We start from the raw sequence: 25220 nt of genomic DNA, 5'->3' as shown, positions 1-25220 counted from the left end.
TCCTACTCATCCGCATTCGACCGCGCGTTGCGACGATCGGTCGCATGACTGAAATGCCGCACCGTGCCGTGATGGCCCGGTTGTACGCGGATCTGGCCGAACTCGACCGCATCTTGACGGCGCAATCGCACGTTCAGGCAGCCACCGTCCCGTATTGGCCGCAGCATCCGCCGTACTATCCTGCGCAATATCCGCGCCCAGTCACGCGGCAGCGGCCAGAACGCTCGGAAGGCTGGATCGGCAAGCTGCTGGCGGTCGCGGGCGTCGGGGTCACGCTCACCGGCGTCGTGCTGCTGTTGGTGCTGGCCGCCCAGGCCGGCATCCTGCGCCCCGAGTTCCGCGTCGCAGGTGGCGCGCTGCTGGCCGCCGGATTGGTGGCATGCGCGTGGCGGCTGAACGCGCGTCCCGGCGGGGGGATCGGTGCCATCGCATTGGCGGCCACCGGCCTTGCCGCCGCATACATGGACGTCATCGCTGTGACAACGATCTACCACTGGGTGCCCGCGCCCGTCGGCCTCGTCATCGCCGCGCTGATCGGCGGCGGCGGTATGGCGCTGGCTCGGCGCTGGAGTTCGCAACACCTGGGCGTGCTCGTGCTGGCGCCACTGACCCTTCTCGCGCCCGTGCTCACCGACGGCGTCACGCTGCTGCTCATCGGCTTCATGATCGCGCTGTCCGCCGCCTCGCTGTCCGTGCAACTCGGTAAGGACTGGATCTGGCTGCACGCGGCCCGAACGGCGGCCACCACCTTCCCGTTGTTGATCGCCTTGGTCGGAGTCTCGTTTGAGTCGGGTCGGAACTTGTGGCTGGCGGGTGCATGCGCCATCGCGGCGGCGCTGGCCATCACCGGGGCACTGATCTTGTTGGCGCACACCAGAAATCGGGTTGTCATGGCCGTGTTGACCGCAGTGGGTGTGCTGCCGCTGCTTTGCGTGTCGCTGGCCGTCGACGATGCTGCGGCAGCGCTGATGGCGGCGAGCCTGGCCGCGGTGATGCTCGCGATCGTGCTGACCGGACCGCCTGGTGTGACAGGCGCGGTGCGGCAGATCTGGTCCGCATTGTCGGTCGCTTCAGCGTTGATCGCGGTGACGGTCGCGTTCGACGGTCACGTCGCTGGCCCGGTGCTGCTGGCGATGGCCGTCGTGGTCGCGATCGCCGGGCGGCGCGACCCGATCGCGCGATGGGCGGCAGTCGGATTCGGATTCGTCGGTGGCTGCACGTTCCTGGTCTACGCGCCACCTATCTCCTTGGTAGAGGCCACCGGAACCGCCACTGCGGCCGGCGTTTCGACACTGATCGCCAGTGTCCTGCTGGCGGCGTGCGCAATCGCCATCGCGTGGTCCTGGCGCGACGAAGCCGTCATCTGGGCGGGCTCTGCCGTCGTGTTGACTTATGCCGTGACCGCATTCACCGTCACGGCAGGTGTCTGGCTCGGCGGCGAGAACGGCGGCTTTTTCGCGGGGCACATGGCCGCCACGATCTGCTGGATCGCGATGGCCGCGGCGCTCTTCATCTACGCAGCGCGCCTCACCAAAGCGGAGCGGTCGTTGCCGATCGGGGCCGGGCTGACGCTGGTCGCCGCGGCGATGGCCAAGCTTTTCCTGTTCGACCTCGGCACACTCGACGGCATCTTTCGAGTCGTGGTGTTCATCGTGGTCGGCCTGGCACTGCTCGCTATGGGGGCGGGTTACGCCCGACTGCTGGAACGGCAAGACTCGGCCAATTTGGAATGATTCCAGATTTGCGGATGTTGTGGCAGGCATGGGTACCACAACACGTCGCACCGAGGCAGAAATCCAAGCATTCCAGGCGTCGCCGGAACTCAGCGCCAACTTGCAACGGGTGCTGGTCGACCTGATCGAACTTCACCTGCAGGGCAAGCAGGCCCACTGGAACGTTGTGGGCACCAATTTCCGCGACCTTCACCTGCAACTCGACGAACTCGTTGACTTCGCCCGCGAGGCAAGCGATACGGTCGCCGAGCGGATGCGGGCGCTGGACGCGGTGCCCGACGGCCGCTCGGACACCGTCGCCACAACCACGTCGCTGCCGGAGTTCCCGGCTTTTGAGCGCGGCACGGCGGAGGTCGTCGACCTCATCACCGGTCGCACGTATGCGGCGGTCGACACCATTCGCGCCGTGCATGACGCTGTCGATGCCGAGGACCCCAGTACCGCAGACATCCTGCATCAGCTCATCGACGGGCTGGAGAAGCTGGCCTGGCTGATCAAATCGGAGAACCGGAAGGTTTAGAAGGGCTACTGACGGGCTGGTGGAGTCGCCGGTTCGGCCGGTTGTCTCTCGACCGTGGTCTTGACCGCCGCTTCGTCGCGACGGCCGACCAAATACCAGGTGCGCATGATGCCCTTTCCCTTGATGTCCACCTCGCCGCGCTCTTCGAGCACGAACGCATGGTTGAGCCGCTCGTAAACGTCGTGGGGTACCTGAATCCGGCCCTCCACGTCGGTGGTCTCCATCCGCGCTGCGACGTTGACCGCGTCACCCCACACGTCGTAGAAAAACTTGCGCGCACCGACGACCCCCGCCACCACCGGCCCGGCCGCCATGCCGATGCGCAACGGCACTTCTTGGCCCTGCGGATCCCGTAGGTCGGCAACCGCACCGGCCATGTCGAGCGCGAGGCAGGCGAGTGCCTCCAGGTGATCGGCGCGCGGTTCTGGAACGCCGCTGACCACCATGTACGAATCGCCGGTCGTCTTGACCTTTTCCAGGCCGTGCCGGTCGACGAGCGCATCCAGGTCGGTGTAGAGCCGGTCGAGGAAGCGCACCAGATCGGTCGGGGGAGTGTCACTGGAGCGCTCGGTGTAGCCGGCGATGTCGGCGAAGAGAATCGAGGCGTCGTCGTACCCGTCGGCAATGATGTTGCGCGACGGGTCTTTCAGGCGTTCGGCGATGGTCGCGGGCAAGATGTTGGTGAGCAGTCTCTCGGAGCGTTCGTACTCGGCTTCCATCGCCAACCGGGCGCGCCGGATTTCCCGCAGCGCATACCACGCCACCGCGATGCCCATCGCAAAGGCCGATATCACCGTGAGGGTGAACCCCGTCCGGTAGGCCCAATCAGGTTGCACGCCAGTGTTGTACGGAACCAACCACTCGAGCGCGATGACGGTCGCGGCGTTGGCTGCGCCCAGTACCGCCGTGAGCATCAGGTGGTCGACGCCCAGGATCAACACCATCAGAGTCGCGGCGAGCAGATAGTAGAGCGGCAATCCCGAGCTGGTGCCGAGGTGCCAACACACCACGGTGATCGTTGTATAAGCCACGAAGAAGAACACCAGCGGCGCGATCAGCTCGCCGAACCGGTACAGCAGCGGAATCAGAAGGAACAGCGCACCGCTGGCCAAGTTGACCATCGCAATCCACGCCACGTCCTGTCCGACGATCAAGCTCTGAATGCCGAAGAAGATACTGATGACCGCGCCGATGCGGGTGGTGACGGTCAGCACCCGGAGGTGGCGGGCCACAGCTTCGTTTTGATGCCGCGTGCGGGCCGGGACACGGCTCTCGAGTGCTACATCGGGGACGCATACTGGTCGTACCTTGACCACCACCCTGGAAGCGTAACGCCGCCAGGTACCCTCACCTGGGGTTTTCGGTTCCCCGGCGCAGAGTTGAGTCTTGTGTTTGCCTCGGCGTTCCGGTAACAGAGCCACCTCGGCGCTGACATTTGCCGTTCATTTAACCGCCGCCTGTTCGTCGCGGTTTTTCGGATAACGCCGATCGCGTTGCTGACTGACACGCCGATAGCGCACGACCGGTCGATTGCACGACGGTGTGTCGACAGCCGAAGAAGTCGTCCTCGGACGTGGCCACTCGCCGTTTGAGCGAAGTGATTATTCAGCGATATAGCCGAGCCATTCGCGCTGCGGGAAGCGGCCGAGACGCGGCACGCTTTTTGCTTGCTGCACTCGCCGCAAACCGCGGTCACCAGTGTTCGCCGAGCCACAGGCGAAATCGGCGCGTGACGCGACCGTGATCACCTCGATATTCCCAGTTTTAGGACACTGAAGAAGGGCGCGCGATCCATTAGGGAAGCAGCAGCATGATCTTTGCTGAATTTGCCGAAATGCGCACAGGGCACGTGTGCCAGGTGACCGCCCGACGCCGAGCCGGGAAGATGCCTTGCGGCGCCGAACTTTTCAGACCAAAAGTCTTTTTGAGTTGGATGCGCGCTTTACTGCCCGATGGGCTAATTTGAGTCGACACAACTGGTGCCATGTCTTCGGACTGACAACTGAAACGGGAGTGGCTATGAGCCGGGCCATGAGTCGCCGTATACGGCGGTACTCGATATTCACCTTGATTGCCGTAGTGCCGATCGCGATCTTATGTGCCTACGTGACGAATTTGCTCGCGCCCACCTCCCCGCTGCCGAGGCCGGTGAGCGCGGCGACGTACCACATCGTCGAAACGGCGGTCATCAAGGAAGAGTCCGACACCATCGGCGTCGCCGATTCCGATCTTTACAACGCGACCGACGCCGAAATCGAGGCCCGGTTCGACGAAATGCAGGCACTGGGAGTCAACACGGTTCGGGTGATCGTCCCGTGGGCGGCGATCAAACCTGCGCAGCCAGGCTCGCCGTTGGAGCAACTGTTCCCGCCCGACTGGAAAAAAATGGATCGCATCATCCAGGAGGCAACCGACCGCGGATTCTCGGTGCTCGGAGTGCTGAATTCGACGCCCTATTACGGTGGGCAGGACGGCACCGGATGCCTCGGATGTGTCGGCGTGGCGCCCGACCCGACGGCATTCGCGGCTTTTGCGGCCGAGGTTGCCCAGCGATACCAGGGCGAAATTTCGGCCTACGAGGTGTGGAATGAGCCGAACTCATACAAAACCTGGTCGCCAGCCGTCGATCCGGTCGCATACACCAATGTGTTGAAGGCCGCGTATACCGCGATCAAAGCCGCGGATCCGAACGCGACCGTGGTGGCTGGCGTGCTGGGCGCGGTCATCACGGCCGGCGGGTTGACGATGGACCCGGTGACATTCGTAAAGTCGATGTATGCCAACGGCGCCAAGGGTTTCTTCGACGCGTTGTCGTATCACCCGTACAACTACCAACGGACCTTCGCCGAGCAAAACCCGGGTTTCTTGTCGCCGCTGCAAATGCTTCTGCAAATGCGGCAGACCATGCTCGACAATGGCGATGACTTGGTGAAGATCTGGGCTTCGGAATACGGGTTGCCCACGTCGCTCAACGCCGACCAAGCAGCGGCATATCAGAATCAACTCAAATTCATCAGCGACTTCCTGACCGTGTGGGGTGACGGTCTGACCGACGCGCAGATGGCGCAGTTGCCTGCTCAGTACCGGGAGATAGCGGAGAGCTGGAAGGACTGGGTCGGGCCGGCTTTCATCTACAGCCTGCGTGACCGATTGGGCCAGGAACTGACCGAGCAGGGTTCATTCGGCCTCTATTACTTCGACGAGGCGTCCGGCGAGTGGAAGTTGAAGCCTGCGGGCGAATGGATCAGAGACATCATCAAGGAGCGGCAGTCCAGCGATCTTGCCGCGGCCCTGGCGGCATCGCTGCAGAAGCTGGTTCAGCAGGTGGCGACCGCGGTCCAGACGACGGTCGTGAACCAGGTTGTGCCCGCAGTGCAGCAGACGGTGCAGCAGATCGGTTCGCAAGTCGGCAACGCATTGGCCCAAGCGCTCGCGGCGTGGGCGGCGTCCTTCAAGAAGACACCGACGACGACCTCCACGGTGGCCGCAATCCAGTCGGTCGACACTGCGGCCGTGGCCGAGAAGGCAGTGACCGAGACCTTCGGACCGGCTGACGCAGCCACTCCGGCGACCCAGGAAACGACCGAGAAGGTTTCGGCGCCGGACGAGCCTGCGGCAGACAAGTCGGCCAAGTCCGAGGAGACGAAGGGCGACAAGGATCCGACGCCCGCTGCGGCGACCGCACCGGAGGCGGCCACCGGGGCCGAGCCTGCGGCGTCGGCGACTCGTCCCGCGGCGACCGATGACACCAAGACACCCGACGATCCGAAGGCCACCACCCCGGCCACCCGCAAGGAGAACGACGACGACGCCAAGGGCGGCGACGCCAAGAAGGACGGGGACAAGAAGGCCGGTGGAGACAACAAGACCGGCGAAGGCAAGAAGGGTGCGCGCGGCAACTCGGGGGCCGGCAAGCACGCGAAGGGAGCGGTGCGCAACGGCACGTCCGTCGACCAGATCAAGGACAAGCTGGGCGAGGACACCACCAAGGCCGCGCCGCGTGCCCCGAAGCACGCGGCCAGTGAGGACGCCTCGGCCTCCGCGGCCGGCTAGTCAGACGACATCCGGGCGGCGTCACGAGCCCGCAGTGCCAGCCACAACTCGTGGCGGTCCTGCGCGGACTCCATGCGCCGCCCGGTTAGTCGCTCGACCGCCTCGATGCGGTTTCGGATGGTGTGTCGGTGGACGCGCAGCGCGGTGGCTGCGGAGCCCCAGTGTCCGTTGTGTTCGAGGAAGGCCGTGAGCCCGCGTAGCAGGTCCCCCGACCGGTCCATCGCGTCAAGTGGGCCGAGCACGGCGTCGGCGTATGCCTGAAGTGGTTGTGCGCCAACGGTATTGAGAAGCAAGCGACTGCTGGCGATGTCGTCTGCGTGCATGTGTCTGCCCTGCACCCGGCTGGCGGGCAACGCCGACCGGGCCTGACGCAACGAGACGACCAGCGCACCGGGGCGCACCGCGATGCCGATGCCCGCAGGCCGGTTGCCCGCCAACGTAGTGAGCACGCCGGGCAGATCCGTGTCGAGGGGCACGGCCAGTTCGACGACTTCTGAGACCACACGCACCAACGCATCCGGGATACTGGTGAGCAGGTCGGCGGCCAAATCATCAGCGTCGTCCGTGGCGGCGACGGCGGCGGCGCGCATGTCGGTGTCCTGCAACCCGACCGACGCCAGCCAGCGCGCTGCCACCACATCGTCGACGGTGGAACGCGCCAGCCGGTCCAGCACCTGCGCTCGGCCGCGGCGCTGAGCGGTGTTGAGGCCGTGGCGCCGCTCGAGCTCCAGCGAAAGAAGCGATACCAGGTCACCGGAAATCTGATGGGCGGCAGGCAGTTCCGCGGGTCCGTCGATCAACAGCCAGGCGCGAAGCCGTCGCGCTCCGAGCGCGTGCAGCTCGCGCTTGCGGCCGTCGCTGATGTCGGCGGCCGCAGCGTTGAGGCCCTGATCGCGGACCGACTCGAGCAGCCCGGACAACCGCGCAATCAATTGCTCTGCGTCCGAATCGGATTGAGCGAGTATCCGTCCGAGGAGGTCGATCACCACACCTGACCGACCGGTCGTGTCACGATGGGCGGCAAGGATGCCCAGCAGCCCGCCCGGCGTGACGGCCGCGGCGGTCAACGCGCGCTGGGTTTGTAGCGCCCACTCCAGCTCTCGCCGTTCGGCCCGCGCCCGGTAAGCGAAAACCGCCTTTGTCACCGCGATGAAAGGCACAGGATCGGGCACCGTCAACAACGGCATGCCGACCTCATCGGCGGCGGTGATCAGTCGCGCCGGCGCCCGTTGATGGGGCAGTTCGACGCCCAACCCGATACCGAGGGCCCGCACCCCGGCGGCATCCAGATCCGCCAGATAGGACCGACAGCCCGCGAGGGTCTTCGGCAGCAACAGGCCGATGGTCAACAGCAGCTCGCCGCCCTGCAGCCAAGGGCCGGGGTTGACCAACTCGGAAACCGCTGCCGCCTCGATCTCGCGCTCGGCTCCGCCGCGTCCCGCGACCAGTTCCAGCCCCAGTCCGGGATCGGCGACCAGCTCTGCAACGGTAAGCATGGACATATCGTCGAACAAGGTCTGTCCTAATTCGACAGAATGGCTATATCTGTCGGGGAGGATTTCGGGCAGCCTCCTAGGCATGACGTCTCAGCCCCCGATCGGACCGGTCGATGCCACGCGAGTGCCGCGCTACGCGGGTCCGGCCACCTTCGCACGCCTGCCCCGCACCGATGAAGTGACCCACACCGACGTCGCGGTCGTCGGCATCCCGTTCGACTCCGGCGTGTCGTACCGGCCCGGCGCGCGGTTCGGACCCGGCCACATCCGCGCCTCGTCCAAGCTGCTGCGGCCGTATCACCCACGACTGGACGTCGAACCGTTCGCCGTTCAACAGGTGGCCGACGCCGGTGACATCGCCGTGAATCCGTTCGACATCGCCGAGGCGATCTCCACGATCGAGCGCGCGTCCGACGAGTTGCGAGATGGCGGGACGAAGTTGATCACACTGGGCGGCGACCACACCATCGCGCTGCCGTTGCTGCGGTCGGTGCATCGCGACCACGGCCCGATTGCCGTGCTGCACTTCGACGCCCACCTCGACACCTGGGACACGTACTTCGGCGCCCCGTTCACGCATGGGACGCCGTTCCGGCGGGCCAGCGAGGAGGGCCTGTTGGACCCTGAACACTGCCTGCACGTCGGGATCCGCGGTCCGCTCTACGCATCGACCGATCTGACCGACGACCGCGTTCTCGGCTTCCAGGTGATCGGCACCGACGATGTCCAACTCGACGGGTTGGCCACCGTGATCGAGCGGATGCGCGCCCGCCTCGGCGATGCGCCGGTCTACGTCTCGGTCGACATCGACGTGCTCGATCCGGCACACGCACCGGGCACCGGAACCCCCGAAGCCGGCGGAATGACAAGCCGTGAACTGCTGCACTGTCTACGAAACCTGGTGGGCGTCAACGTCGTCGGCGCCGACATCGTGGAGGTTGCGCCCGCCTACGACCATGCCGAGATGACCGGGATCGCCGCCGCGCACGTCGCATACGAGCTGATGTCGGTGTTGGCGGCCTCGGCGGGCAGGAGCGAAGCGACCCGGGGGATGGCATCGGCGGCCAGGAGCGAAGCGACCCGGGGGATGAAATCGGCGGGCAGGAGCGAAGCGACCCAGGGGATGAAACAGCCGTGACCGCGCATCGCAACGGTGGCGCCGCGGTGGTCGAAAGCCTTGCCGCACACGGGGTGGACACCATCTTCGGCATCCCAGGCACGCACAACCTCGAGCTCTACCGCCATTTTCCGGCGACGGGTATCCGCGCGATCACCCCGCGCCACGAGCAGGGGGCCGGATACGCCGCGGAAGCCTACGCCCGAGTCACCGGCAGGCCAGGCGTGGTGGTGGCGACCAGCGGGCCCGGCGTGACCAACACGATGACGGCGGCGGCCACCGGCTATGCGGAGTCGCAGCCGATGCTGATCCTGTCGTCCGGAATGCCCACCGGGACCGAAAACCAGGATCTCGGCCAGCTGCACGAGGCCAAGAACACCAGCGGCGCAATGGACCAGCTGATCCGATGGAGCCGCCGGGTGCGCACCGCCGACGAAGCCGCGGATGCCGTCACGGAAGCGTTCGACTCGTTCGCTGCGAGCCGTCCCCGCCCTGTGCACATTGAGATTCCAGTCGACATTCTCGAAGGGCAGTGGACGGGTCATCCGCGCATCGCCCCGAAACGCATTCCACCGCAAGCCGATCCAGCTGTGGTGCAGCGGGCGGCCGAGGTGCTCGCGGCCGCCCGCCGGCCGATGATCATCGCGGGCGGCGGAGCCGTCGACGCTCAACCTGAACTGACGGCGCTGGCGGAGGCGCTGGGCGCACCGGTGGCCACGACGGTCAACGGTAAGGGGGTCGTCGACGAAGCGCATCCGCTGTCGGTCGGCGCATCGGTCCGGCTTCGCGCCGTGCAGCAGGCCGCTGCCGACAGCGACGCGCTGCTGGTGGTCGGCAGCGAACTGGGCGACTCGGACCTGTGGGACGGCCGGATTCGCGGCCGCACCGTGATCCGCTGCGACATCGACCCCGGCCAGTTGGACAAGAACTGCCCGGCCGACCATGCACTGCTGGGTGACGCCGCCACCACCGCTGCTGCACTTCGTGCCGCACTGCCCGACCCAGGCTCCGTCACCGATGAGCGGGCCACTGCGCTGCGGGCGGCCTGCCGTGAGGAAGCGGCCAAGGACGCCTGCGCATACGCCGACATCAACGCCGCCGTGCGGGCGGCGCTGCCCGCCGAGGGCGTGCTGACCGGTGACAGCTCGCAAGTCACCTACTTCGGTTCGGTGCACTTCTTCGACATGCCCTCACCCCGTCGGTTCTGCTATTCGCCGGGTTTCGCCACGCTCGGTTACGGGCTGCCTGCCAGCGTCGGCGCCGCGCTCGGACTACCGGGTACGCCGGTGGTGGTGCTGCTCGGCGACGGTGCGCTGATGTTCTCCGTCCAAGAGTTGACAACGCTTGTCGAGCAACGACTTCCGGTGCCTGTTGTCGTTGTCGACAACCGCGGCTATCGGGAGATCCGCGACCAGGAGGCGGCCCGCGGCATTCCACCGATCGCTGTCGATCTGCGAACGCCGGACTTCGCCGCTCTGGCAGAGGCGATGGGAGCGCGCGGGCTGCGCACCACGTCGACGGCTGACCTGACCGACCTGGTCCGCGGCGCACTCGACGCCGACGGGCCGACCCTCATCCACTTCGACATGCGCTGAGAGGACATCATGGACATCGCGATTGTCGTCATCTATCTGCTGGGCATGATTGCGTTCGGCTTCTGGGGAAAGAGCAGGGCCAAAACGCAATCCGACTTTCTGGTGGCCGGCCGCCGGCTGGGCCCGCTGTTGTACTCCGGCACGATGGCCGCGATCGTGCTGGGCGGAGCGTCCACCATCGGCGGCGTCGGCCTCGGATACAAGTACGGCATTTCCGGCATGTGGCTGGTGTTCTGGATTGGTGTCGGGATCCTGGCGCTGAGCCTGTTGTTCGCCGGACGGATTCAGCGACTGCGGGTCTACACCGTCAGTCAGATGCTCGAACTCCGTTATGGGCCGGGATCTTCGGTGTTGTCGGGCATCGTGATGTGGGGCTACACACTGATGCTGTCGGTGACCTCGACCATCGCCTACTCGACGATCTTCGGCGCGTTGTTCGACATCGACAAGGTGCCGGCGATCATCCTCGGCGGAAGTGTGGTCATCGCCTACTCGACGCTGGGCGGCATGTGGTCGATCACGCTGACCGACTTCGTGCAGTTCCTCGTCAAGACCATCGGCATCTTCTTCATTTTGCTGCCGGTCGCGCTGTACAAGACGGGAGGGATCTCCGGGCTGGCCGACAAGCTCCCCGCCGATGCCACGTCGCTGACCACCATCGGCGGCGACACCATTTTGACCTACTTCGTCATCTACACGTTCGGTCTGCTCATCGGTCAGGACATCTGGCAGCGGGTGTTCACGGCGCGAAGCCCGGGGGTGGCTCGCTGGGCAGGTGCGGCGTCGGGCCTGTATTGCCTGCTCTATGCGGTGGCGGGCGCGGTGATCGGGATGGCGGCAAGGGTGCTGCTTCCCGCGCTGGAGTCCCGTGACGACGCGTTCGCCCAATTCGTCGAGCAGCAGTTGCCGCCGGTGCTCGCCGGCCTGGTGCTTGCAGCCGCGCTCGCCGCGGTGATGTCTACGTCAAGCGGGGCGTTGATCGCCACCGCGACCGTGTTCAGCCAGGACATCGTCGCACGGTTGCGGCACCAGGACATCGAAGGGGGCAGCGAGCACGACCACATCCGCAACAACCGGCTTTACGTGTTCGGTTTCGGCATCGTGATGGTGATCATCGCGTGCGTGCTGCAGGATGTGGTGGCCGCGCTGACCGTGGCGTACGACATCCTGGTCGGCGGCCTGCTGGTGCCCATCCTCGGGGGTCTGTTGTGGCGGCGCGGTACCAACGTCGGCGCTGTGGCGGCGATGGCCGTCGGCACCATCGCGACACTGGCCACGATGATGTACCTGGGCGACATCTATGCCAACGAGCCCATCTACGTGGGGCTGGCCACTGGGCTGGTGGTTTATCTGGCAGGCAGCCTGACCAGCAAGCCCACCGACCCCGACGTGCTCGCCGAATGGGATCGGCGAAGCCGCGGGAGCGATGTCGAAGTTGTCCAGACATCGCTGTCTTAGCTTTGCCCTAGCCGACGATATCCGCCCGGTCTTCGAATATGACAGCAAAGTCAAATGCGGACGGTAGAAGGTGCATAGCCCAGCTGATTATTCACCGTTGGCGTTAATATAGGATGTTGCTGAGTGACTACTTTCATCGGCAAATACCCTAACCAACGACCATAAGCGACACGATCGCAATATTTGCCGGAATACTTGATTGCTCAGCAACGGCGGGTTTACCCTTGGCATCGGCATTCTCAAAACTAGCTAAGGGGGCAGATATGCCGAAACTCCGTTCGCTCACCATTCTCGGTTGTTCGCTGCTGGGAGCCGGAACGATTGCGATGGTCGCGCCTGCGACCTCGAACGCGGCCTGCTTGTTCGGCATTCAAGGCGGCGTATGCGACTACGGCGTCCTCACGACGCCCGGTAGCAAGGGCATCGTGAACTTCGGCACCGGCAGCACCGGCATCCTCAATCTGGGTCCCCATAACACCGGCCTCGGCAACCTCGGGGCGTTCAATGGCGGCGCGCTGAACGCCGGCCTGGGCAACATCGGCGTCGGGAACTTCGGCATCGGCAAGCACGGCCTGCTGGGTCTGGGCTGACAGCAGGGCGCACTAGCGCAAAGTGGCGGGCGAGCGCTTCGGGGCTCGCCCGTTCACTGTCTGTGCCCTCGGTGAGATTCGAACTCACACTGTACGGGTTTTGAATCCGTTTCCTCTGCCAGTTGGGATACGAGGGCGTGGCGTTAGTGCGGCTTTCCACCATAGAGGATGCCCCCCGGTCGCTGATCGCCCACCGGACCGCCACAATGTGTCCCATGACCGGGTCACCGACCGACGCCGATAGGCCGCGCCGCGTTCTCGTCGCTGAAGACGAAGCGCTCATCCGGCTGGACTTGGCCGAGATGCTGCGCGAAGAAGGTTACGAGATCGTCGGCGAGGCCGGAGACGGCCAGGAGGCGGTCGATCTGGCCGAAAGTCTCAAGCCCGACCTGGTGATCATGGACGTGAAGATGCCGCGCCGCGACGGCATCGACGCCGCCTCCGAGATCGCCAGCAAGCGCATCGCGCCGATCGTCATCTTGACCGCATTCAGTCAGCGTGAACTCGTCGAGCGAGCGCGCGACGCGGGCGCGATGGCCTACCTGGTGAAGCCGTTCAACATCACCGATCTGATTCCGGCGATCGAGGTGGCGGTGAGCCGGTTCGGTGAAATCACCGCGCTGGAGAACGAAGTCGCGACGCTGTCAGACCGATTGGAGACCCGCAAGCTCGTCGAACGGGCGAAGGGTTTGCTGCAGACCAAGCAGGGAATGTCCGAACCCGAGGCGTTCAAATGGATCCAGCGCGCAGCGATGGATCGCCGCACCACGATGAGGCGCGTCGCCGAGGTGGTGCTCGAAACTCTCGATGCGCCAGAGAAAGCGTAAATACTGCGTTTCCGACGCGCCGAAGGGCGCGAATTTCCGGCCGGTCAGCAGTCCCCGTTTTCCAACATGACGCGACATGGGTTCCCGTTGGCTATGGTCTTCCCGAAGCATCGCCGCCCCGGCAGAGGAGGGCTGGTGCGCCGGTGCCGACGAAAACATTGACCCGGAGGTGAAGTGTGCGCCAGCGCGTGACACGCAATGTATTTGCTCTCGGTAGTGCGGTTCTGGTCGTGCTCGGTATTGCCGGGTGCCAACAATCCGAGCCGAGTGGTGGCGGAGGCACTGCGCAGGCCGACCTGAAGATCGTCGAGCAAGTGCAGATCGACGAGCAGGGCAAGGAAGTCAAGTCCGATCAGAGTGCCGCGCCGGCCGATCCCGCCGGTGACGGCAAGGCCACCTGCCCGCCGGTGTCGATCGCGATGGCGGGTGCCCTCAACGGCCCGGACGCCGCGCTGGGCATCAACATCAAGAACGGTGTGCAGCTTGCAATCGACAAGCACAACGCGGCCAACAAGGGCTGCCAGGTGCAGTTGAAGCCGTTCGACACCGAGGGCGATCCGCAGAAGGCCACCGCGATCGCGCCGCAGATCGTCGACGACCAGTACACGATCGGCCTGGTGGGTCCGGCGTTCTCGGGTGAGACCAAAGCCACCGGCACCGTGTTCGACCAGGCAGGCCTGGTCGCCACCACGGCGTCTGCGACGAACCCGACGCTGTCCCAGAACGGCTGGAAGACGTTCTTCCGCGGCCTCGCCAACGACGCCGTGCAGGGCCCGGCGGTCGCCAATTACCTGAAGAACACGTTGAACTACAAGAAGGTCTGCGTGATCGACGACAGCACCGACTACGGTCTGGGCCTGGCATCAGCGGTCCGTGAGACGCTGGGCCCGGTGGCGGATTCGGGTTGCAACATCTCGGTGAAGAAGGGCGACAAGGACTTCTCCGCCGCGGTGACACAGGTCAAGGGTGTCAACCCGGATGCCGTTTTCTACGGCGGCTACTACTCGGAGGCTGCGCCGCTGACCCAGCAGCTCAAGGACGGCGGCTTCGGGGGAACATTCGTTTCCGCCGACGGCACAAAGGATCCCGAGTACGTCAAGCAGGGCGGTGAAGCGACCAAGGGCGCCATCCTGTCCTGCCCGTGCGGCCCGGCCACCGGTTCGTTCGCCGACGAGTACAAGAAGAAGTTCAACACCGATGCGGGCACCTACAGTGCGGAGGGCTACGACCTCGGCACGATACTGGTCAAGGGCATCGACTCGGGCGCGATCACCCGGCCCGCGCTGCTTGACTTCGTCAGGAACTACAACGGCCAGGGTGTGGCCCGTAAGTACCAGTGGACACCGACCGGTGAGCTCACCACCAACCTCATCTGGATCTTCAAGGTCCAGTAAGTCGCTGAAGCGAAGCGCGTCCGAGACCGTATGGCTCGGACGCGTTTTCGCTGGCGATGCGTTTATTGCATACGACCTACCGGATAGATCACTGTCGCGAGGAGCTGCCCCCGGATGATCCAACAGTGCCTAGATCACGGGGCGCAATACGCCTGCCTGGCCGCCAACATCAACTTCAACCTAGAAGGTCTGCGAATCGGCTTCTGGCAGTTGACGATCGACGGACTGTCGTGGGGGGCCATCTATGCATTGGTGGCAGTCGGGTACACGCTCGTGTTCGGTGTGCTTCGACTGATCAACTTCGCGCATTCCGAGATATTCATGCTTGGCATGTTCGGCGCGTACTTCGCGCTCGACGTCATCGTCGGCTTCACGCCGAGCGGCAATGCGTACAGCAAGGGCATCGCTTTGACGATCCTGTATCTGGCCATCGCGATGTTGTTCGCGATGCTGGTGTCGGGTTCGGCGGCGGTGGGTCTGGAATTCATCGCGTACCGGCCGCTGCGAAGACGCGGTGCCCGGTCGCTGACATTCCTGATCACCGCAATCGGCATGTCGTTCGTGCTGCAGGAGTTCGTGCACTTCGTGCTGCCCAAGCTGCTCAAGGGATACGGCGGAAGCAATGCGCAGCAGCCGATCATCCTTGTGCAGCCCAAGACTCAGTTCCATGTCTTCGGCGCGACGGTCTCCAACGTCACGATCGTGATCATCGTCGCGGCGCTGATTTTCGCGGTGCTGACCGACTTTGCGATCAACCGGACCAAGTTCGGCCGCGGCATCCGCGCTGTCGCCCAGGATCCGACCACCGCGACACTGATGGGGGTGTCGCGCGAACGCATCATCATGACGACGTTCCTGATCGGCGGTCTGCTCGCGGGCGCGGCAGCGCTGCTCTACACGCTCAAGGTGCCGCAGGGCATCATCTACTCCGGCGGATTCCTGTTGGGCATCAAGGCGTTCTCGGCCGCAGTGCTCGGCGGTATCGGCAACCTGCGCGGTGCTCTTCTCGGCGGTCTGCTGCTCGGCATCATGGAGAACTACGGCCAGGCCGTTTTCGGCACGCAGTGGCGCGACGTCGTCGCGTTCGTGCTGCTGGTTCTGGTGCTGCTGTTCAGGCCGACGGGCATACTCGGTGAGAGCCTCGGGAAGGCGCGAGCATGAATCGACTCTTGGCTCCCGGTGACGGCCTGCGCGACTGGTGGGGCGGGCTGTCTCGGGTGCAGAAGTGGGCATTCGGTGTCCTGCTGTTCGGCGCGCTCGGGTTGCTGCCGCTCTACACGCCGCCGTTCCTCGACACGCCCGGCATCAGCTTCGGCGGCACCATGGCTCAGTTCGCGATGGTGGCGATCATCGCTATCGGCCTGAATGTCGTTGTCGGCCAAGCTGGTCTGCTCGACCTGGGCTACGTCGGGTTCTACGCCGTTGGCGCGTACACCGTCGCGCTGCTCACCAGCCCGGACAGTCCGTGGAACAAGGTAGGGCCCGACGGCTGGTTCAGCGCGCCGTGGGCCTGGCTCGCATGCGTGCCGCTGGCGATGGCCATGACCGCGTTGGCAGGTTTGATCCTCGGCATCCCGACACTGCGGTTGCGCGGCGATTACCTGGCGATCGTCACACTGGGCTTCGGCGAGATCATCCGACTGATGGCCGACAATCTCGCGGACATCACCAACGGACCGCGTGGCCTCAACGAGGTCGCCTATCCGCGGTTGGGGGAGAGCGAAAAGCTGCCGGAGGGGGTGTTCTCCAACGGCAACTCGTCGGGTCACGCCAACTACGGAACCTGGTGGTTCTGGTTGGGGCTCGTGCTGATCGTGGTGATCCTTCTTCTGGTCGGCAACCTGGAACGCAGCAGGGTGGGCCGGGCATGGGTGGCGGTCCGCGAGGACGAGGACGCCGCAGAAGTGATGGGCGTCAACACGTTCCGCTTCAAGCTGTGGGCTTTTGTGATGGGTGCGGCGATCGGCGGTCTGTCCGGCGCGCTGTATGCAGGCCAGGTGCAGTACGTCGCCCCGCCGACGTTCAACATCATCAACTCGATGCTCTTCCTGTGCGCGGTGGTGCTCGGCGGTCAGGGCAACAAGCTGGGTGTGATCTTCGGCGCGTTCATCATCGTGTACCTGCCGAACCGGTTGCTCGGCGTGCACTTCCTCGGCATCAACCTCGGCGACTTGAAGTATCTGTTCTTCGGATTGGCGTTGGTGGTGATGATGATCTTCCGGCCGGAGGGGCTGTTCCCAGTCCGCCAGCAGCTGCTGACCTACGGCAAGGCGGCACGCGAGTTGCTCAGAACGCCGCCGGGCGAAAAGGAGCCTGCTCAATGACGATCGAGGACCTGGCAGGCGTCCACCGCGAAATCCGTGCCGCTGAAGGTGAAGTCCTCCTCGAGACGCAGGATTTGACCGTCAAATTCGGCGGGCTGGTCGCGCTGGACTCGGTGAGCTTCAGCATCAAACGCGGCGAGATCCTCGGGTTGATCGGACCGAACGGCGCCGGGAAGACCACCTGCTTCAACGCGATCACCGGCGTGTACCGGCCGAGTTCGGGGTCGGTGATCTTCGACGGCGCGCCGTTGGGACGGATCAAGCGGCACCAGATCACCCGTAAGGGCATCGCTCGCACGTTCCAGAACATCCGGCTGTGGGGCGAGATGACCGCGCTGGAGAACGTCGTCGTCGCAACGGATGCCCGGCACAAGACGTCGGTACCCGGCGCGCTGGTGCGCACCCCGCGGCATCGGCGCGAGGAGAAGACGGCGATCGAACGCGCCGCGGCGCTGCTGCACTTCGTCGGCATCGCGCATCGGGGGGAGGAGAAGGCCAAGAATCTGCCGTACGGCGACCAGCGGCGGCTCGAGATCGCCCGCGCCTTGGCCACCGAGCCGAAGCTGCTGTGCCTCGACGAACCCGCTGCCGGATTCAACCCGAGCGAGAAGGCGGCATTGATCGAGTTGATCCGCAAAATCCGCGACGATGGCTACACCGTCCTGCTGATCGAACACGATATGCGGTTGGTGATGGGGGTGACCGACCGAATCGTGGTACTGGAGTTCGGCCGCAAGATCGCCGACGGCCTGCCGCACGAGATCCGCGAGGACCCCAAGGTCATCGCTGCCTATCTGGGGGTGCCCGACGATGACGTCAAGTGACGACCGCCCGATCCTGCTCGAGGCCCGCGATGTGGTGGTGCATTACGGCCGCATCAAGGCGCTGCACGGCGTGTCGCTGGTGGTGCACGAAGGGGAATTGGTGACGCTGCTCGGCTCCAACGGCGCCGGCAAAACGACGATGATGCGCGCGATTTCGGGGCTGCGGCCGCTCAGCTCGGGCTCGGTGTGGTTCGACGGTCAGGACATCAGCCGGGTCAAGGCGCACAAGCGGGTCACCGACGGGCTGATTCAGGCGCCTGAGGGCCGAGGTGTCTTCCCGGGCATGACCGTCACCGAGAACATTGAAATGGGTTGCTACGGACGGAAATTCGCATCCAAAGCCGAACACAAAGAACGGCTGGACTGGGTGTTGGAGACGTTCCCGCGACTGGCCGAACGCAAAAACCAGGTCGGCGGAACGCTGTCGGGTGGCGAGCAGCAGATGCTGGCGATCGGGCGTGCGCTGATGGCAAGGCCAAAGGTGCTGCTGCTCGACGAACCGTCGATGGGTTTGGCGCCGATGGTGATCTCGCAGATCTTCAAGATCATCGCCGAGATCAATTCGCAGGGGACCACGGTGCTACTGGTCGAGCAGAACGCGCAGCAGGCGCTCAGCAGGTCGGATCGGGCCTACATCTTGGAGACCGGCCAGGTAACCAGGGCAGGTGACGCGCGAGAATTGTTGCACGACGACAGCATTCGCGCGGCGTATCTCGGCGTCGCCTAGCCTCCCTTCGGCGAGTGTGCGTGTCTGCACGCCGACACGCCGTCAAACGCGTACATTCTGCGCACGCTCGCGCCTATCGAGTGACGCGAAAACGCTTGATGCGCGACGTCGCACCGGAGGCCAGTTCGACGCGACTGCGCGGAACGCCGAAGTGCTCGGCAAGCAGCTTGACGACGGCTGCGTTCGCCTTGCCCTCCACGGCCTGTTCCCGGACGTAGATCGTCAGTTCGCCGTCGAAGCCGGTCTCGACGAGCGGGCCCTTCTTGCTGCCGGGCTTGACCCTGACGACGACGGTCTCGGTCATGGCCGCGCGCAGGCGCGTGCTTCGAGCGCGTCGAGCAACTCGACCTGGCCGGCCGGCACCTCGACGTGCATCACCACATCGTCGCCGTCGGCGTCGAACCGGAAGGTGAAGAAAGAACAGCACTCACTCTCACGCTTGGCAAGGTCCCCGGCGGGCGCCTCGACGATGCGCCGCAGCACCAGGTCCAGAAGTGTCGGCGCGCGGCGCTCGGCCCGCACGACGAAAGTGAACAAGTCATCGAACTCCGCGATCCGCAGTGGACGGTCGCTCGTCGGCAACGTGCACGCGTCGGGCGCCCAGTCCCCGGGAACCGTCATGTTTCGAGATTAACTCGGCGCCGCCTGCGGACCCAGGGCCAGGTCATCAACGCCCACACGATGAGCACCAGCCCCGCCGCGACGAAGATGTACACCGGCCAAGGGCCCATCACATCCAGCAGGGACGACGTCGACGGCTTGCGATTGAGGAAGCCGTAGTTGGTTCCTGCGATGCGGTTGAACGTGAACGTCACCGTCGCCCAGGCCAGCGTGACGGCGATGGCGAGTCGATAGCTGCGCCAGTCCGGCCGCATCCCGGGCCCCCAGGTGAGATAGATGGCCGCCCAGACCACCAGCAAGTGAATCGCCCAGAACGCCAGGAACTGATAATGGGGGAAATCGGGGCTCTGCAGCGCGGGCGAGATCAGCGCCTGGGTGCTCAACACCAATCCCCAGTAGTAGGTCAACGCGTATGCCCACTGCTTCTGTGACCACAGGGCGTACGCGGCCACGACGGTCGCCAGGTCGGTCAGCTGGAGCGGCACCGAGTCCAGCGTCGGTGGAGTCAGCACATAGATCAGGATCGCCGCGTAGATCGCCGCGGTCACTGCGCCCAGGATGCGTCCGAGTCGGCGCGCCTGCTGCTCGGTCTGTCTGCGCCCGATCCACACCAGCAGCACGGCGCCGACGGCAAACACCGCGATCACGGCCCAATGTGACGGGCCGTATGCCGTGAATTTCCCTGCCATTTCGACGCACATGTTCGTCGAACGTGAGCTCATGTGTCAGATTTCTGGAAAACCTCGATCACAAACTCACGTTCGACTGGGGCTAGCGAGCGACGATCACCGACGAACCGTGGCCGAACAATCCTTGATTGGCGGTGATGCCGACGGTGGCGCCCTCGACCTGGCGACCGGTGGCCTGGCCCTTCAGCTGCCACGTCAGCTCACACACCTGCGCGATGGCCTGCGCCGGGATCGCCTCCCCGAAACAGGCCAGCCCGCCCGACGGGTTGACCGGGATGCGGCCGCCGACCGCCGTTGCGCCGCTGCGCAACAACTGCTCGGCCTCACCCCTGCCGCACAGGCCAAGGTGCTCATACCAATCCAGCTCCAACGCGGTGGACAGGTCGTAAACCTCGGCGAGGCTGAGGTCTTCGGGTCCGATGCCTGCCTCGGCGTAGGCCGCGTCGAGGATCTGATCCTTGAACGCCCGCTCCGGCGCAGGCACGACGGCAGTGGAATCCGTTGCGATATCAGGTAATTCGGGTAGATGTTGAGGATACTTCGGCGTCACCGTGGACACCGCGCGCACCGACGGCACGCCCTCGAGCGACCCCAGATGCTTCTTGGTGAACTCCGCGCTGGCCACGATCAACGCGGCCGCGCCATCCGACGTCGCGCAGATGTCCAGCAACCGTAGCGGATCCGACACCACCGGACTGGCCAACACGTCCTCGACGGAGGCCTCCTTGCGGTAGCGCGCGTTCGGGTTGTTCAGGCCGTGCCGCGAGTTCTTCACCTTCACTCCGGCGAAGTCCTCGAGCGTGGCGCCGTAGAGGTCCATCCGGCGGCGGGCCAGCAGTGCAAAGTACACCGTGTTGGTCGCACCGATCAGATGAAACCGCTGCCAGTCGGGATCGTTGCGGCGTTCACCGCCGACCGGCGCGAAGAACCCTTTCGGCGTGGTGTCGGCGCCGATCACCAACGCGACGTCGCAGAAGCCGGCCAGGATCTGGGCGCGCGCGCTCTGCAATGCCTGAGATCCGCTGGCGCACGCCGCGTATGACGATGACACCGGCACGCCGTTCCAGCCCAGCTTCTGCGCGAACGTCGAGCCCGCAACGAAGCCGGGGTAGCCGTTGCGGATGGTATCGGCGCCCGCGACCAGTTGGATCTGGCGCCAGTCCAGTCCGGCCTCGGCCAGCGCAGCCCGCGCAGCCACCACGCCGTACTCGGTGAAATCGCGTCCCCACTTGCCCCACGGATGCATGCCCGCGCCGAGGATGTAGAGCGGTTCAGGACTCATCAGCGCGCCTCCATGCGTAGACGACTCTCTCCACGCCGTCGTCGTCGACGAACAGCGGCATGGTGTCCAGCTGCATCTCCATGCCGACCTTCAGATCGGCCGCGAGCGTGCCCTCGACGACCTTGCCCAGAACGATCAGGCCCTCGTCGGCCAACTGCACGGCCGCGACGGCGAACGGCTCGAAGGGATCCGGCGCCGGATAGGGCGGCGGGGGTGCGTACCGGTTTTCGGTGTAACTCCACAGCGTCCCGCGTCGCGACAGCGGCACCTGCGCAAGCTCTTCGCCGTCACAGCCGGGATTCGGACAGTTGTTGGCTCGCGGCGGAAACACGTACGTTCCGCAGTGGTGGCATTTGCCGCCGATCAGATACGGCTGGCCGGACCCATCTGTGGCGAACCAGCCGTCGATCGCGGGCTGCGTGGATGCTGACACCCGGTCAGCGTACCGAGTTTGGGCGCGGAACTGAAACGTGTTCCAGTTTCGCGGAGACGGATCATCGCCCCGCCGACGACTGAGATAGTCGACTACCCACCCCTGCGTGCCCCGGTCATCAAAGATTCTCCGTGGAATTGGGATCGGTAGCCCCGGCCACAACCTGTACTAACCAGGTATCCGCGGCCAATGTGGCCGCCGGCTGGAAGATTCGGAGACATCGGTGGGACTGTTCGACAAGGCAAAAAAGGCCACGCACCAGGCACAGCAGGCATTCGCCCAACCGCAGCAGGGCGACGGCATGGTGCACGTCAAGGGTGCCGGCGGAATGATGAACCCGGCAATGTTCGGCGGCCCCTCGGCCCAGTCGGTGGCCGCCGATGACCCGATCTGGCAGCCCATCAACGGCATCTCGCTGCAGGACTATGCCGATCTGGCCCTTGACGCGCAGGCGCGCGGCATCAACAACGAGGCGGGCATGATCACGTTGGCCCAGGAGCGGGGCTGGAATCCGGCCGACACCAAGGCCGCGCTCGACGGATGGGTTCAGCGGATGGGCCAGTCGATGGCGGTCGGGCAGCAGTTCCGCAAGTTCCTCGGCTACTGACGGGATACGCAGACGCCCAACCCGTTCAAGGACTGGGCGCGGATGTACGGCGCAGGCCTGCCGGCCACCGTTGACCGGGTAGATGGCTCGCCGCGTTACGGCTTCGTGGATCCGCACCAGTCAGCTGTAGTCGAGCAAGATCCGCAACAGATCGTCGGGACAGTCGCGCATCAAGTTGTGTGCGCCGTCGAGCACATGCGTCTCCCATCCGGGGTCACGCCGCACCCGCTCGTACGTCGTCGCGAACGGCGATTCGACTTCCCATTTCGTCGCGTACACGTAGCCGCGCCGGTGACGTGGCAACTGGTCACCGGTGAGGCGGATTGGTTGAAGCAGTGAGGCGATCGGGTGTGCGGTGGCGCGTGAGTCGAAGAACGGCAATGGTGGCACGCCGTAACCGGTCTCGTCGACTGAGACGTACCACGCGCGCTGCTCGTCGGTGGTCAGCGTCCAGCATGATTCGCTGTCGCGGGGCGCGAACGCGTCCAGATAAACCAGCGAGTTCACTTGCTGCGGAACCCGATCCGCGACCGCGGTGATCACCATGCCGCCATAGCTGTGCCCCACCAGCACCGCGTCTCGGACGTCGCGCACGGCCAGTTCGGCCAGCACATCGGCGATGTGGGTTTCGAGGTTCACCCCGGCGTGCAGCAGGTGGGCCCGTTCGGCGATGCCCGTGAGCGTGATGGCCAGCACCTGATGTCCATGCGAGCGCAGCTCGGCGGCCAGATCGTCGAAGCACCAGCCGCCGTGACATGCTCCGGGAACCATCACGTAGGTCGTCATGTCCGCACCGTGTCTGCTCGAGTGTCCTTGCGGTACTTGCCTGTAACCCGCGCCAGGTCCTCCGGTCGCTGGGTGGCCCCGGTGTGGTGCATTTCGCGATTGGCCGACACCACGTCGGCTGTCTCTGGTCGGCGGATTTCCTCGTAGGACCGCAACCCGCCATCGAAGTCACGGGCCAGTTCATCGGCCAACACCCTCGCATCGACGATCGCCTGCGAACCACCGTTGGCGCCAACGGGATACATCGGATGTGCGGCGTCACCGAGCAGCGTCACCCGGCCGGTTCCATGACGTGAGCCCCACCACGGCAGCACGTCGCGATCGACCATCGGGTACTCCAGCACGGGTTCGGTGCGCCGCACCAGATCGGCTGCGTCCAGAAAGCCCAGACTCCAGCGTTCGACGTGACTCAGGATGGCGGACCGGTCGCCCGGTTGGTTCCACTTCGCGTCGCCAGGCAGCGGACCCGGTGCCGACTCCGGCATCATCACCACCCAGTTGATCTGCCCGTCGCCGATCGGATACGTGACCAGGTCGGCCCCGTCGGGGTCCTTGACGATCACCATGGTGCGGCCGTCGAGGAAATCGCCGGGTGCGGCGCCCCTGAACATCCGCACGCCCGACCACAGCAGTGGGTCGGAGTCCGGATGTAGCTGTGCGCGCACCGCCGAGTGGATGCCGTCCGCGCCGACGAGTGCCGCCGCACCGTAATCACCCGAGGAGGTGCGCACCCGCACCCGGTTCGCTGATTCATCGAAGCTGTGTACTTCAGCGCCTGTGCGAACGGCGTTGGCGCCCAGTCGTTCCCGCACTGCAGCCAGCAACAGCATCTGCAGCTCGCCGCGGTGCACGGAATACTGCGGGTAGCCGTAGCCGCCGTCGACTCCCCGCGGCTCACGGAACAGCAGCGTGCCCTCGGTGTCGTAGTAGGAGATCGAGGTGGGTGCGACCGCCTTCTGCTCGAGTGCGTCGCCAAGGCCCAGCTGATACAGCTCGCTGACCGCGTGCGGCAGCAGGTTGATGCCCACGCCCAGCGGTTCCAGCTGCGAAGCGCTTTCGACGACGGTGGATCGGATGCCGCGCGCATGCAGGTTCAATGCGGCGGTCAGCCCACCGATTCCGCCACCGGCAATCAATACGTCAGTCATGCCTCCAGGCTCGTCGCGCGGTTTCCATAAGTCCAATAGCGATATGGCCCAGAAACTATAATTATCAGTTATGGAACTTCGGCAGCTGGAATACTTCGTCGCCGTCGCCGAGGAGGCCAACTTCACCCGCGCCGCCGAGCGCATCCACGTCGCCCAACCCGCGGTCAGCGCGCAGATCCAGCGGTTGGAACGCGAACTCGGCCAGTCGCTGCTTGACCGGTCGCGTCGCACGGTCCGGTTGACCGCTGCGGGCGAGGCAGCGTTGCCCTACGCCAGGTCTGCGCTCGCCGCCGTCGCCGACATCCAGGTGGCGATCGATGAGCTGGCCCAGTTGGTCCGCGGCACGGTCACGATCGGGACGGTCACGTCGCACAGCGTCGACATGCCCGCGCTGTTGGCGGACTTCCACGTCGAGCATCCACAGGTCGAGATCACGCTCAGCGCAGAGGCTTCCGACACGCTCATCGAGAAGGTGCGTACCGGACGTCTGGACGCGGCGATCGTCTCCGTCGGGCCCGACGAACAGCCAGAGGGCCTCGATGTCGAGGTGGTCACGGACGAGGCGATTCAGGCCGTCGTCTCGCACACCGATGCGCTGGCGTCGCGGAAGAGCATCCGGCTGAAAGACCTGGCCGACCGACAGCTCATCGCTTTGCCCGTCGGCGCGGGTATCCGGCATCAGTTCGACGTCGCGTGCGCCAGGGCCGGCGTGACCCCGCGGATCGCATTCGAGGCCAGCACGCCGCTTGCGCTCGCCGACCTGGCGGAGCGGGGTCTCGGCGTCGCGATCGTGCCGGCATCGGTGCCTCGGGACCGCGACGGCCTGCACGCGCTGGCGATCGTGCCCGAGTTGAGGGGCCGACTGGTGCTGGCCTGGCGGTCGGGCGGTCCGATGAGTCCGGCGGCACGCGTGCTCGTGGAAAAGGCTCGGCGGCTACTCGCTGTCACAGCGGATGCCTAGAGTAGGGCCGTGAGCCCAGCCAGTACTGCGACCGA

At 65.2% G+C, this 25220-nt stretch carries 24 protein-coding genes and 1 tRNA gene; 15 read left to right on the top strand and 10 right to left on the bottom strand.

Annotated elements, in window-relative coordinates; genetic code table 11:
- Positions 1 to 44 precede the first annotated feature (44 nt).
- Entirely contained in the window at positions 45 to 1733 is a 1689-nt protein-coding gene (locus tag ACGFK1_RS27150; protein ID WP_393436881.1) for a DUF2339 domain-containing protein, read from the top strand.
- 28 nt (positions 1734 to 1761) lie between these two features.
- Entirely contained in the window at positions 1762 to 2253 is a 492-nt protein-coding gene (locus ACGFK1_RS27145) for a Dps family protein (RefSeq protein ID WP_393436878.1), read from the top strand.
- A gap of 5 nt (positions 2254 to 2258) precedes the next feature.
- Here ACGFK1_RS27145 and ACGFK1_RS27140 read toward each other — a convergent pair whose 3' ends face one another.
- On the bottom strand, positions 2259 to 3572 hold the full coding sequence (locus tag ACGFK1_RS27140) for an adenylate/guanylate cyclase domain-containing protein (protein WP_393436875.1): 1314 nt from the start codon (positions 3570 to 3572) through the stop codon (positions 2259 to 2261).
- Between the two features lie 787 nt (positions 3573 to 4359).
- Here ACGFK1_RS27140 and ACGFK1_RS27135 point away from each other — a divergent pair.
- A complete protein-coding gene (locus tag ACGFK1_RS27135; RefSeq protein ID WP_393436872.1) occupies positions 4360 to 6306 on the top strand; it encodes a cellulase family glycosylhydrolase in 1947 nt (648 codons plus the stop codon).
- On the opposite strand, the gene ACGFK1_RS27130 is transcribed toward ACGFK1_RS27135, so the two are convergent.
- Positions 6303 to 7802 carry a PucR family transcriptional regulator gene (locus ACGFK1_RS27130; RefSeq protein WP_393436869.1) on the bottom strand — a complete coding sequence of 500 codons (1500 nt, stop codon included), beginning with the start codon at positions 7800 to 7802 and terminating at the stop codon, positions 6303 to 6305. The genes ACGFK1_RS27135 and ACGFK1_RS27130 overlap by 4 nt on opposite strands.
- 82 nt (positions 7803 to 7884) lie before the next feature.
- Between ACGFK1_RS27130 and speB the strand changes: the two genes are divergently transcribed.
- From speB to ACGFK1_RS27110, 4 genes are all read left to right on the top strand, one after another.
- Positions 7885 to 8940, top strand: a complete 1056-nt coding sequence (gene speB / locus ACGFK1_RS27125) for an agmatinase (RefSeq protein ID WP_393436866.1) — start codon at positions 7885 to 7887, stop codon at positions 8938 to 8940.
- The gene (locus ACGFK1_RS27120; RefSeq protein ID WP_393436863.1) at positions 8937 to 10514 is read left to right on the top strand and encodes a 5-guanidino-2-oxopentanoate decarboxylase; all 1578 of its coding nucleotides are present in this window, start codon (positions 8937 to 8939) and stop codon (positions 10512 to 10514) included. Before speB ends, ACGFK1_RS27120 begins: the two co-directional genes overlap by 4 nt.
- A gap of 9 nt (positions 10515 to 10523) precedes the next feature.
- Entirely contained in the window at positions 10524 to 11972 is a 1449-nt protein-coding gene (locus tag ACGFK1_RS27115; protein ID WP_393436860.1) for a sodium:solute symporter, read from the top strand.
- A 263-nt stretch (positions 11973 to 12235) separates the two neighbouring features.
- On the top strand, positions 12236 to 12562 hold the full coding sequence (locus ACGFK1_RS27110) for a hypothetical protein (protein ID WP_393436857.1): 327 nt from the start codon (positions 12236 to 12238) through the stop codon (positions 12560 to 12562).
- 63 nt (positions 12563 to 12625) lie between these two features.
- Here ACGFK1_RS27110 and ACGFK1_RS27105 read toward each other — a convergent pair.
- A tRNA-Leu gene (locus tag ACGFK1_RS27105) sits at positions 12626 to 12699 on the bottom strand.
- A 78-nt stretch (positions 12700 to 12777) separates the two neighbouring features.
- Between ACGFK1_RS27105 and ACGFK1_RS27100 the strand changes: the two genes are divergently transcribed.
- The 6 genes from ACGFK1_RS27100 (at position 12778) to ACGFK1_RS27075 (ending at position 18658) form a co-directional block, all read left to right on the top strand.
- The gene (locus ACGFK1_RS27100; RefSeq protein WP_393436855.1) at positions 12778 to 13389 is read left to right on the top strand and encodes an ANTAR domain-containing response regulator; all 612 of its coding nucleotides are present in this window, start codon (positions 12778 to 12780) and stop codon (positions 13387 to 13389) included.
- Positions 13390 to 13565: 176 nt separating this feature from the next.
- Positions 13566 to 14783, top strand: a complete 1218-nt coding sequence (locus tag ACGFK1_RS27095) for a branched-chain amino acid ABC transporter substrate-binding protein (RefSeq protein WP_393436853.1) — start codon at positions 13566 to 13568, stop codon at positions 14781 to 14783.
- 114 nt (positions 14784 to 14897) lie between these two features.
- Positions 14898 to 15944, top strand: a complete 1047-nt coding sequence (locus ACGFK1_RS27090) for a branched-chain amino acid ABC transporter permease (protein ID WP_393436850.1) — start codon at positions 14898 to 14900, stop codon at positions 15942 to 15944.
- Positions 15941 to 17107 (top strand): branched-chain amino acid ABC transporter permease, encoded by a 1167-nt coding sequence (locus ACGFK1_RS27085; RefSeq protein WP_393436847.1) that lies wholly within the window; start codon positions 15941 to 15943, stop codon positions 17105 to 17107. Before ACGFK1_RS27090 ends, ACGFK1_RS27085 begins: the two co-directional genes overlap by 4 nt.
- Positions 17104 to 17931 (top strand): ABC transporter ATP-binding protein, encoded by an 828-nt coding sequence (locus ACGFK1_RS27080; protein ID WP_393436844.1) that lies wholly within the window; start codon positions 17104 to 17106, stop codon positions 17929 to 17931. The genes ACGFK1_RS27085 and ACGFK1_RS27080 overlap by 4 nt, the downstream gene beginning before the upstream one ends.
- Positions 17918 to 18658 (top strand): ABC transporter ATP-binding protein, encoded by a 741-nt coding sequence (locus tag ACGFK1_RS27075; RefSeq protein ID WP_393436842.1) that lies wholly within the window; start codon positions 17918 to 17920, stop codon positions 18656 to 18658. Before ACGFK1_RS27080 ends, ACGFK1_RS27075 begins: the two co-directional genes overlap by 14 nt.
- A 73-nt stretch (positions 18659 to 18731) precedes the next feature.
- Here ACGFK1_RS27075 and ACGFK1_RS27070 read toward each other — a convergent pair whose 3' ends face one another.
- From ACGFK1_RS27070 to ACGFK1_RS27050, 5 genes are all read right to left on the bottom strand, one after another.
- A complete protein-coding gene (locus tag ACGFK1_RS27070) occupies positions 18732 to 18962 on the bottom strand; it encodes a DUF167 domain-containing protein (protein WP_393436839.1) in 231 nt (76 codons plus the stop codon).
- Positions 18959 to 19279: a hypothetical protein gene (locus tag ACGFK1_RS27065; protein WP_393436836.1), complete on the bottom strand. Its 321-nt coding sequence runs from the start codon at positions 19277 to 19279 to the stop codon at positions 18959 to 18961. Before ACGFK1_RS27065 ends, ACGFK1_RS27070 begins: the two co-directional genes overlap by 4 nt.
- On the bottom strand, positions 19276 to 19968 hold the full coding sequence (locus ACGFK1_RS27060) for a TIGR02206 family membrane protein (RefSeq protein ID WP_393436834.1): 693 nt from the start codon (positions 19966 to 19968) through the stop codon (positions 19276 to 19278). The genes ACGFK1_RS27065 and ACGFK1_RS27060 overlap by 4 nt, the downstream gene beginning before the upstream one ends.
- A gap of 82 nt (positions 19969 to 20050) precedes the next feature.
- On the bottom strand, positions 20051 to 21250 hold the full coding sequence (locus tag ACGFK1_RS27055) for a lipid-transfer protein (RefSeq protein WP_393436831.1): 1200 nt from the start codon (positions 21248 to 21250) through the stop codon (positions 20051 to 20053).
- The gene (locus ACGFK1_RS27050; RefSeq protein ID WP_393436828.1) at positions 21240 to 21683 is read right to left on the bottom strand and encodes a Zn-ribbon domain-containing OB-fold protein; all 444 of its coding nucleotides are present in this window, start codon (positions 21681 to 21683) and stop codon (positions 21240 to 21242) included. Before ACGFK1_RS27050 ends, ACGFK1_RS27055 begins: the two co-directional genes overlap by 11 nt.
- A gap of 223 nt (positions 21684 to 21906) precedes the next feature.
- Between ACGFK1_RS27050 and ACGFK1_RS27045 the strand changes: the two genes are divergently transcribed.
- Positions 21907 to 22290: a hypothetical protein gene (locus ACGFK1_RS27045; RefSeq protein ID WP_393436825.1), complete on the top strand. Its 384-nt coding sequence runs from the start codon at positions 21907 to 21909 to the stop codon at positions 22288 to 22290.
- Positions 22291 to 22410: 120 nt separating this feature from the next.
- Here the strand turns inward: ACGFK1_RS27045 and ACGFK1_RS27040 are convergent, their stop codons facing one another.
- Entirely contained in the window at positions 22411 to 23076 is a 666-nt protein-coding gene (locus ACGFK1_RS27040; protein ID WP_393436822.1) for an alpha/beta fold hydrolase, read from the bottom strand.
- Positions 23073 to 24224: an FAD-dependent monooxygenase gene (locus ACGFK1_RS27035; RefSeq protein ID WP_393436819.1), complete on the bottom strand. Its 1152-nt coding sequence runs from the start codon at positions 24222 to 24224 to the stop codon at positions 23073 to 23075. Before ACGFK1_RS27035 ends, ACGFK1_RS27040 begins: the two co-directional genes overlap by 4 nt.
- A gap of 70 nt (positions 24225 to 24294) precedes the next feature.
- Between ACGFK1_RS27035 and ACGFK1_RS27030 the strand changes: the two genes are divergently transcribed.
- A complete protein-coding gene (locus ACGFK1_RS27030; RefSeq protein WP_393436816.1) occupies positions 24295 to 25185 on the top strand; it encodes a LysR family transcriptional regulator in 891 nt (296 codons plus the stop codon).
- Positions 25186 to 25220 lie beyond the last annotated feature (35 nt).

The sequence above is a fragment of the Mycobacterium sp. NPDC048908 genome (assembly GCF_043197955.1).
Lineage (GTDB): Bacteria > Actinomycetota > Actinomycetes > Mycobacteriales > Mycobacteriaceae > Mycobacterium.
This window is presented reverse-complemented; position numbering and strand designations above follow the sequence as displayed.

What these genes read in the sequence shown, in the direction of transcription:
- ACGFK1_RS27075 (WP_393436842.1), top strand. Translation starts at nt 17,918, where the DNA reads ATGACGTCAAGTGACGACCGCCCGATCCTGCTCGAGGCCCGCGATGTG.
- ACGFK1_RS27110 (WP_393436857.1), top strand. Translation starts at nt 12,236, where the DNA reads ATGCCGAAACTCCGTTCGCTCACCATTCTCGGTTGTTCGCTGCTGGGA.
- ACGFK1_RS27150 (WP_393436881.1), top strand. Translation starts at nt 45, where the DNA reads ATGACTGAAATGCCGCACCGTGCCGTGATGGCCCGGTTGTACGCGGAT.
- ACGFK1_RS27130 (WP_393436869.1), bottom strand. Translation starts at nt 7,802, where the DNA reads ATGCTTACCGTTGCAGAGCTGGTCGCCGATCCCGGACTGGGGCTGGAA.
- ACGFK1_RS27060 (WP_393436834.1), bottom strand. Translation starts at nt 19,968, where the DNA reads ATGGCAGGGAAATTCACGGCATACGGCCCGTCACATTGGGCCGTGATC.
- ACGFK1_RS27090 (WP_393436850.1), top strand. Translation starts at nt 14,898, where the DNA reads ATGATCCAACAGTGCCTAGATCACGGGGCGCAATACGCCTGCCTGGCC.
- ACGFK1_RS27070 (WP_393436839.1), bottom strand. Translation starts at nt 18,962, where the DNA reads ATGACCGAGACCGTCGTCGTCAGGGTCAAGCCCGGCAGCAAGAAGGGC.
- ACGFK1_RS27065 (WP_393436836.1), bottom strand. Translation starts at nt 19,279, where the DNA reads ATGACGGTTCCCGGGGACTGGGCGCCCGACGCGTGCACGTTGCCGACG.
- ACGFK1_RS27085 (WP_393436847.1), top strand. Translation starts at nt 15,941, where the DNA reads ATGAATCGACTCTTGGCTCCCGGTGACGGCCTGCGCGACTGGTGGGGC.
- ACGFK1_RS27100 (WP_393436855.1), top strand. Translation starts at nt 12,778, where the DNA reads ATGACCGGGTCACCGACCGACGCCGATAGGCCGCGCCGCGTTCTCGTC.
- ACGFK1_RS27145 (WP_393436878.1), top strand. Translation starts at nt 1,762, where the DNA reads ATGGGTACCACAACACGTCGCACCGAGGCAGAAATCCAAGCATTCCAG.
- ACGFK1_RS27040 (WP_393436822.1), bottom strand. Translation starts at nt 23,076, where the DNA reads ATGACGACCTACGTGATGGTTCCCGGAGCATGTCACGGCGGCTGGTGC.
- speB (WP_393436866.1), top strand. Translation starts at nt 7,885, where the DNA reads ATGACGTCTCAGCCCCCGATCGGACCGGTCGATGCCACGCGAGTGCCG.
- ACGFK1_RS27055 (WP_393436831.1), bottom strand. Translation starts at nt 21,250, where the DNA reads ATGAGTCCTGAACCGCTCTACATCCTCGGCGCGGGCATGCATCCGTGG.
- ACGFK1_RS27080 (WP_393436844.1), top strand. Translation starts at nt 17,104, where the DNA reads ATGACGATCGAGGACCTGGCAGGCGTCCACCGCGAAATCCGTGCCGCT.
- ACGFK1_RS27115 (WP_393436860.1), top strand. Translation starts at nt 10,524, where the DNA reads ATGGACATCGCGATTGTCGTCATCTATCTGCTGGGCATGATTGCGTTC.
- ACGFK1_RS27035 (WP_393436819.1), bottom strand. Translation starts at nt 24,224, where the DNA reads ATGACTGACGTATTGATTGCCGGTGGCGGAATCGGTGGGCTGACCGCC.
- ACGFK1_RS27030 (WP_393436816.1), top strand. Translation starts at nt 24,295, where the DNA reads ATGGAACTTCGGCAGCTGGAATACTTCGTCGCCGTCGCCGAGGAGGCC.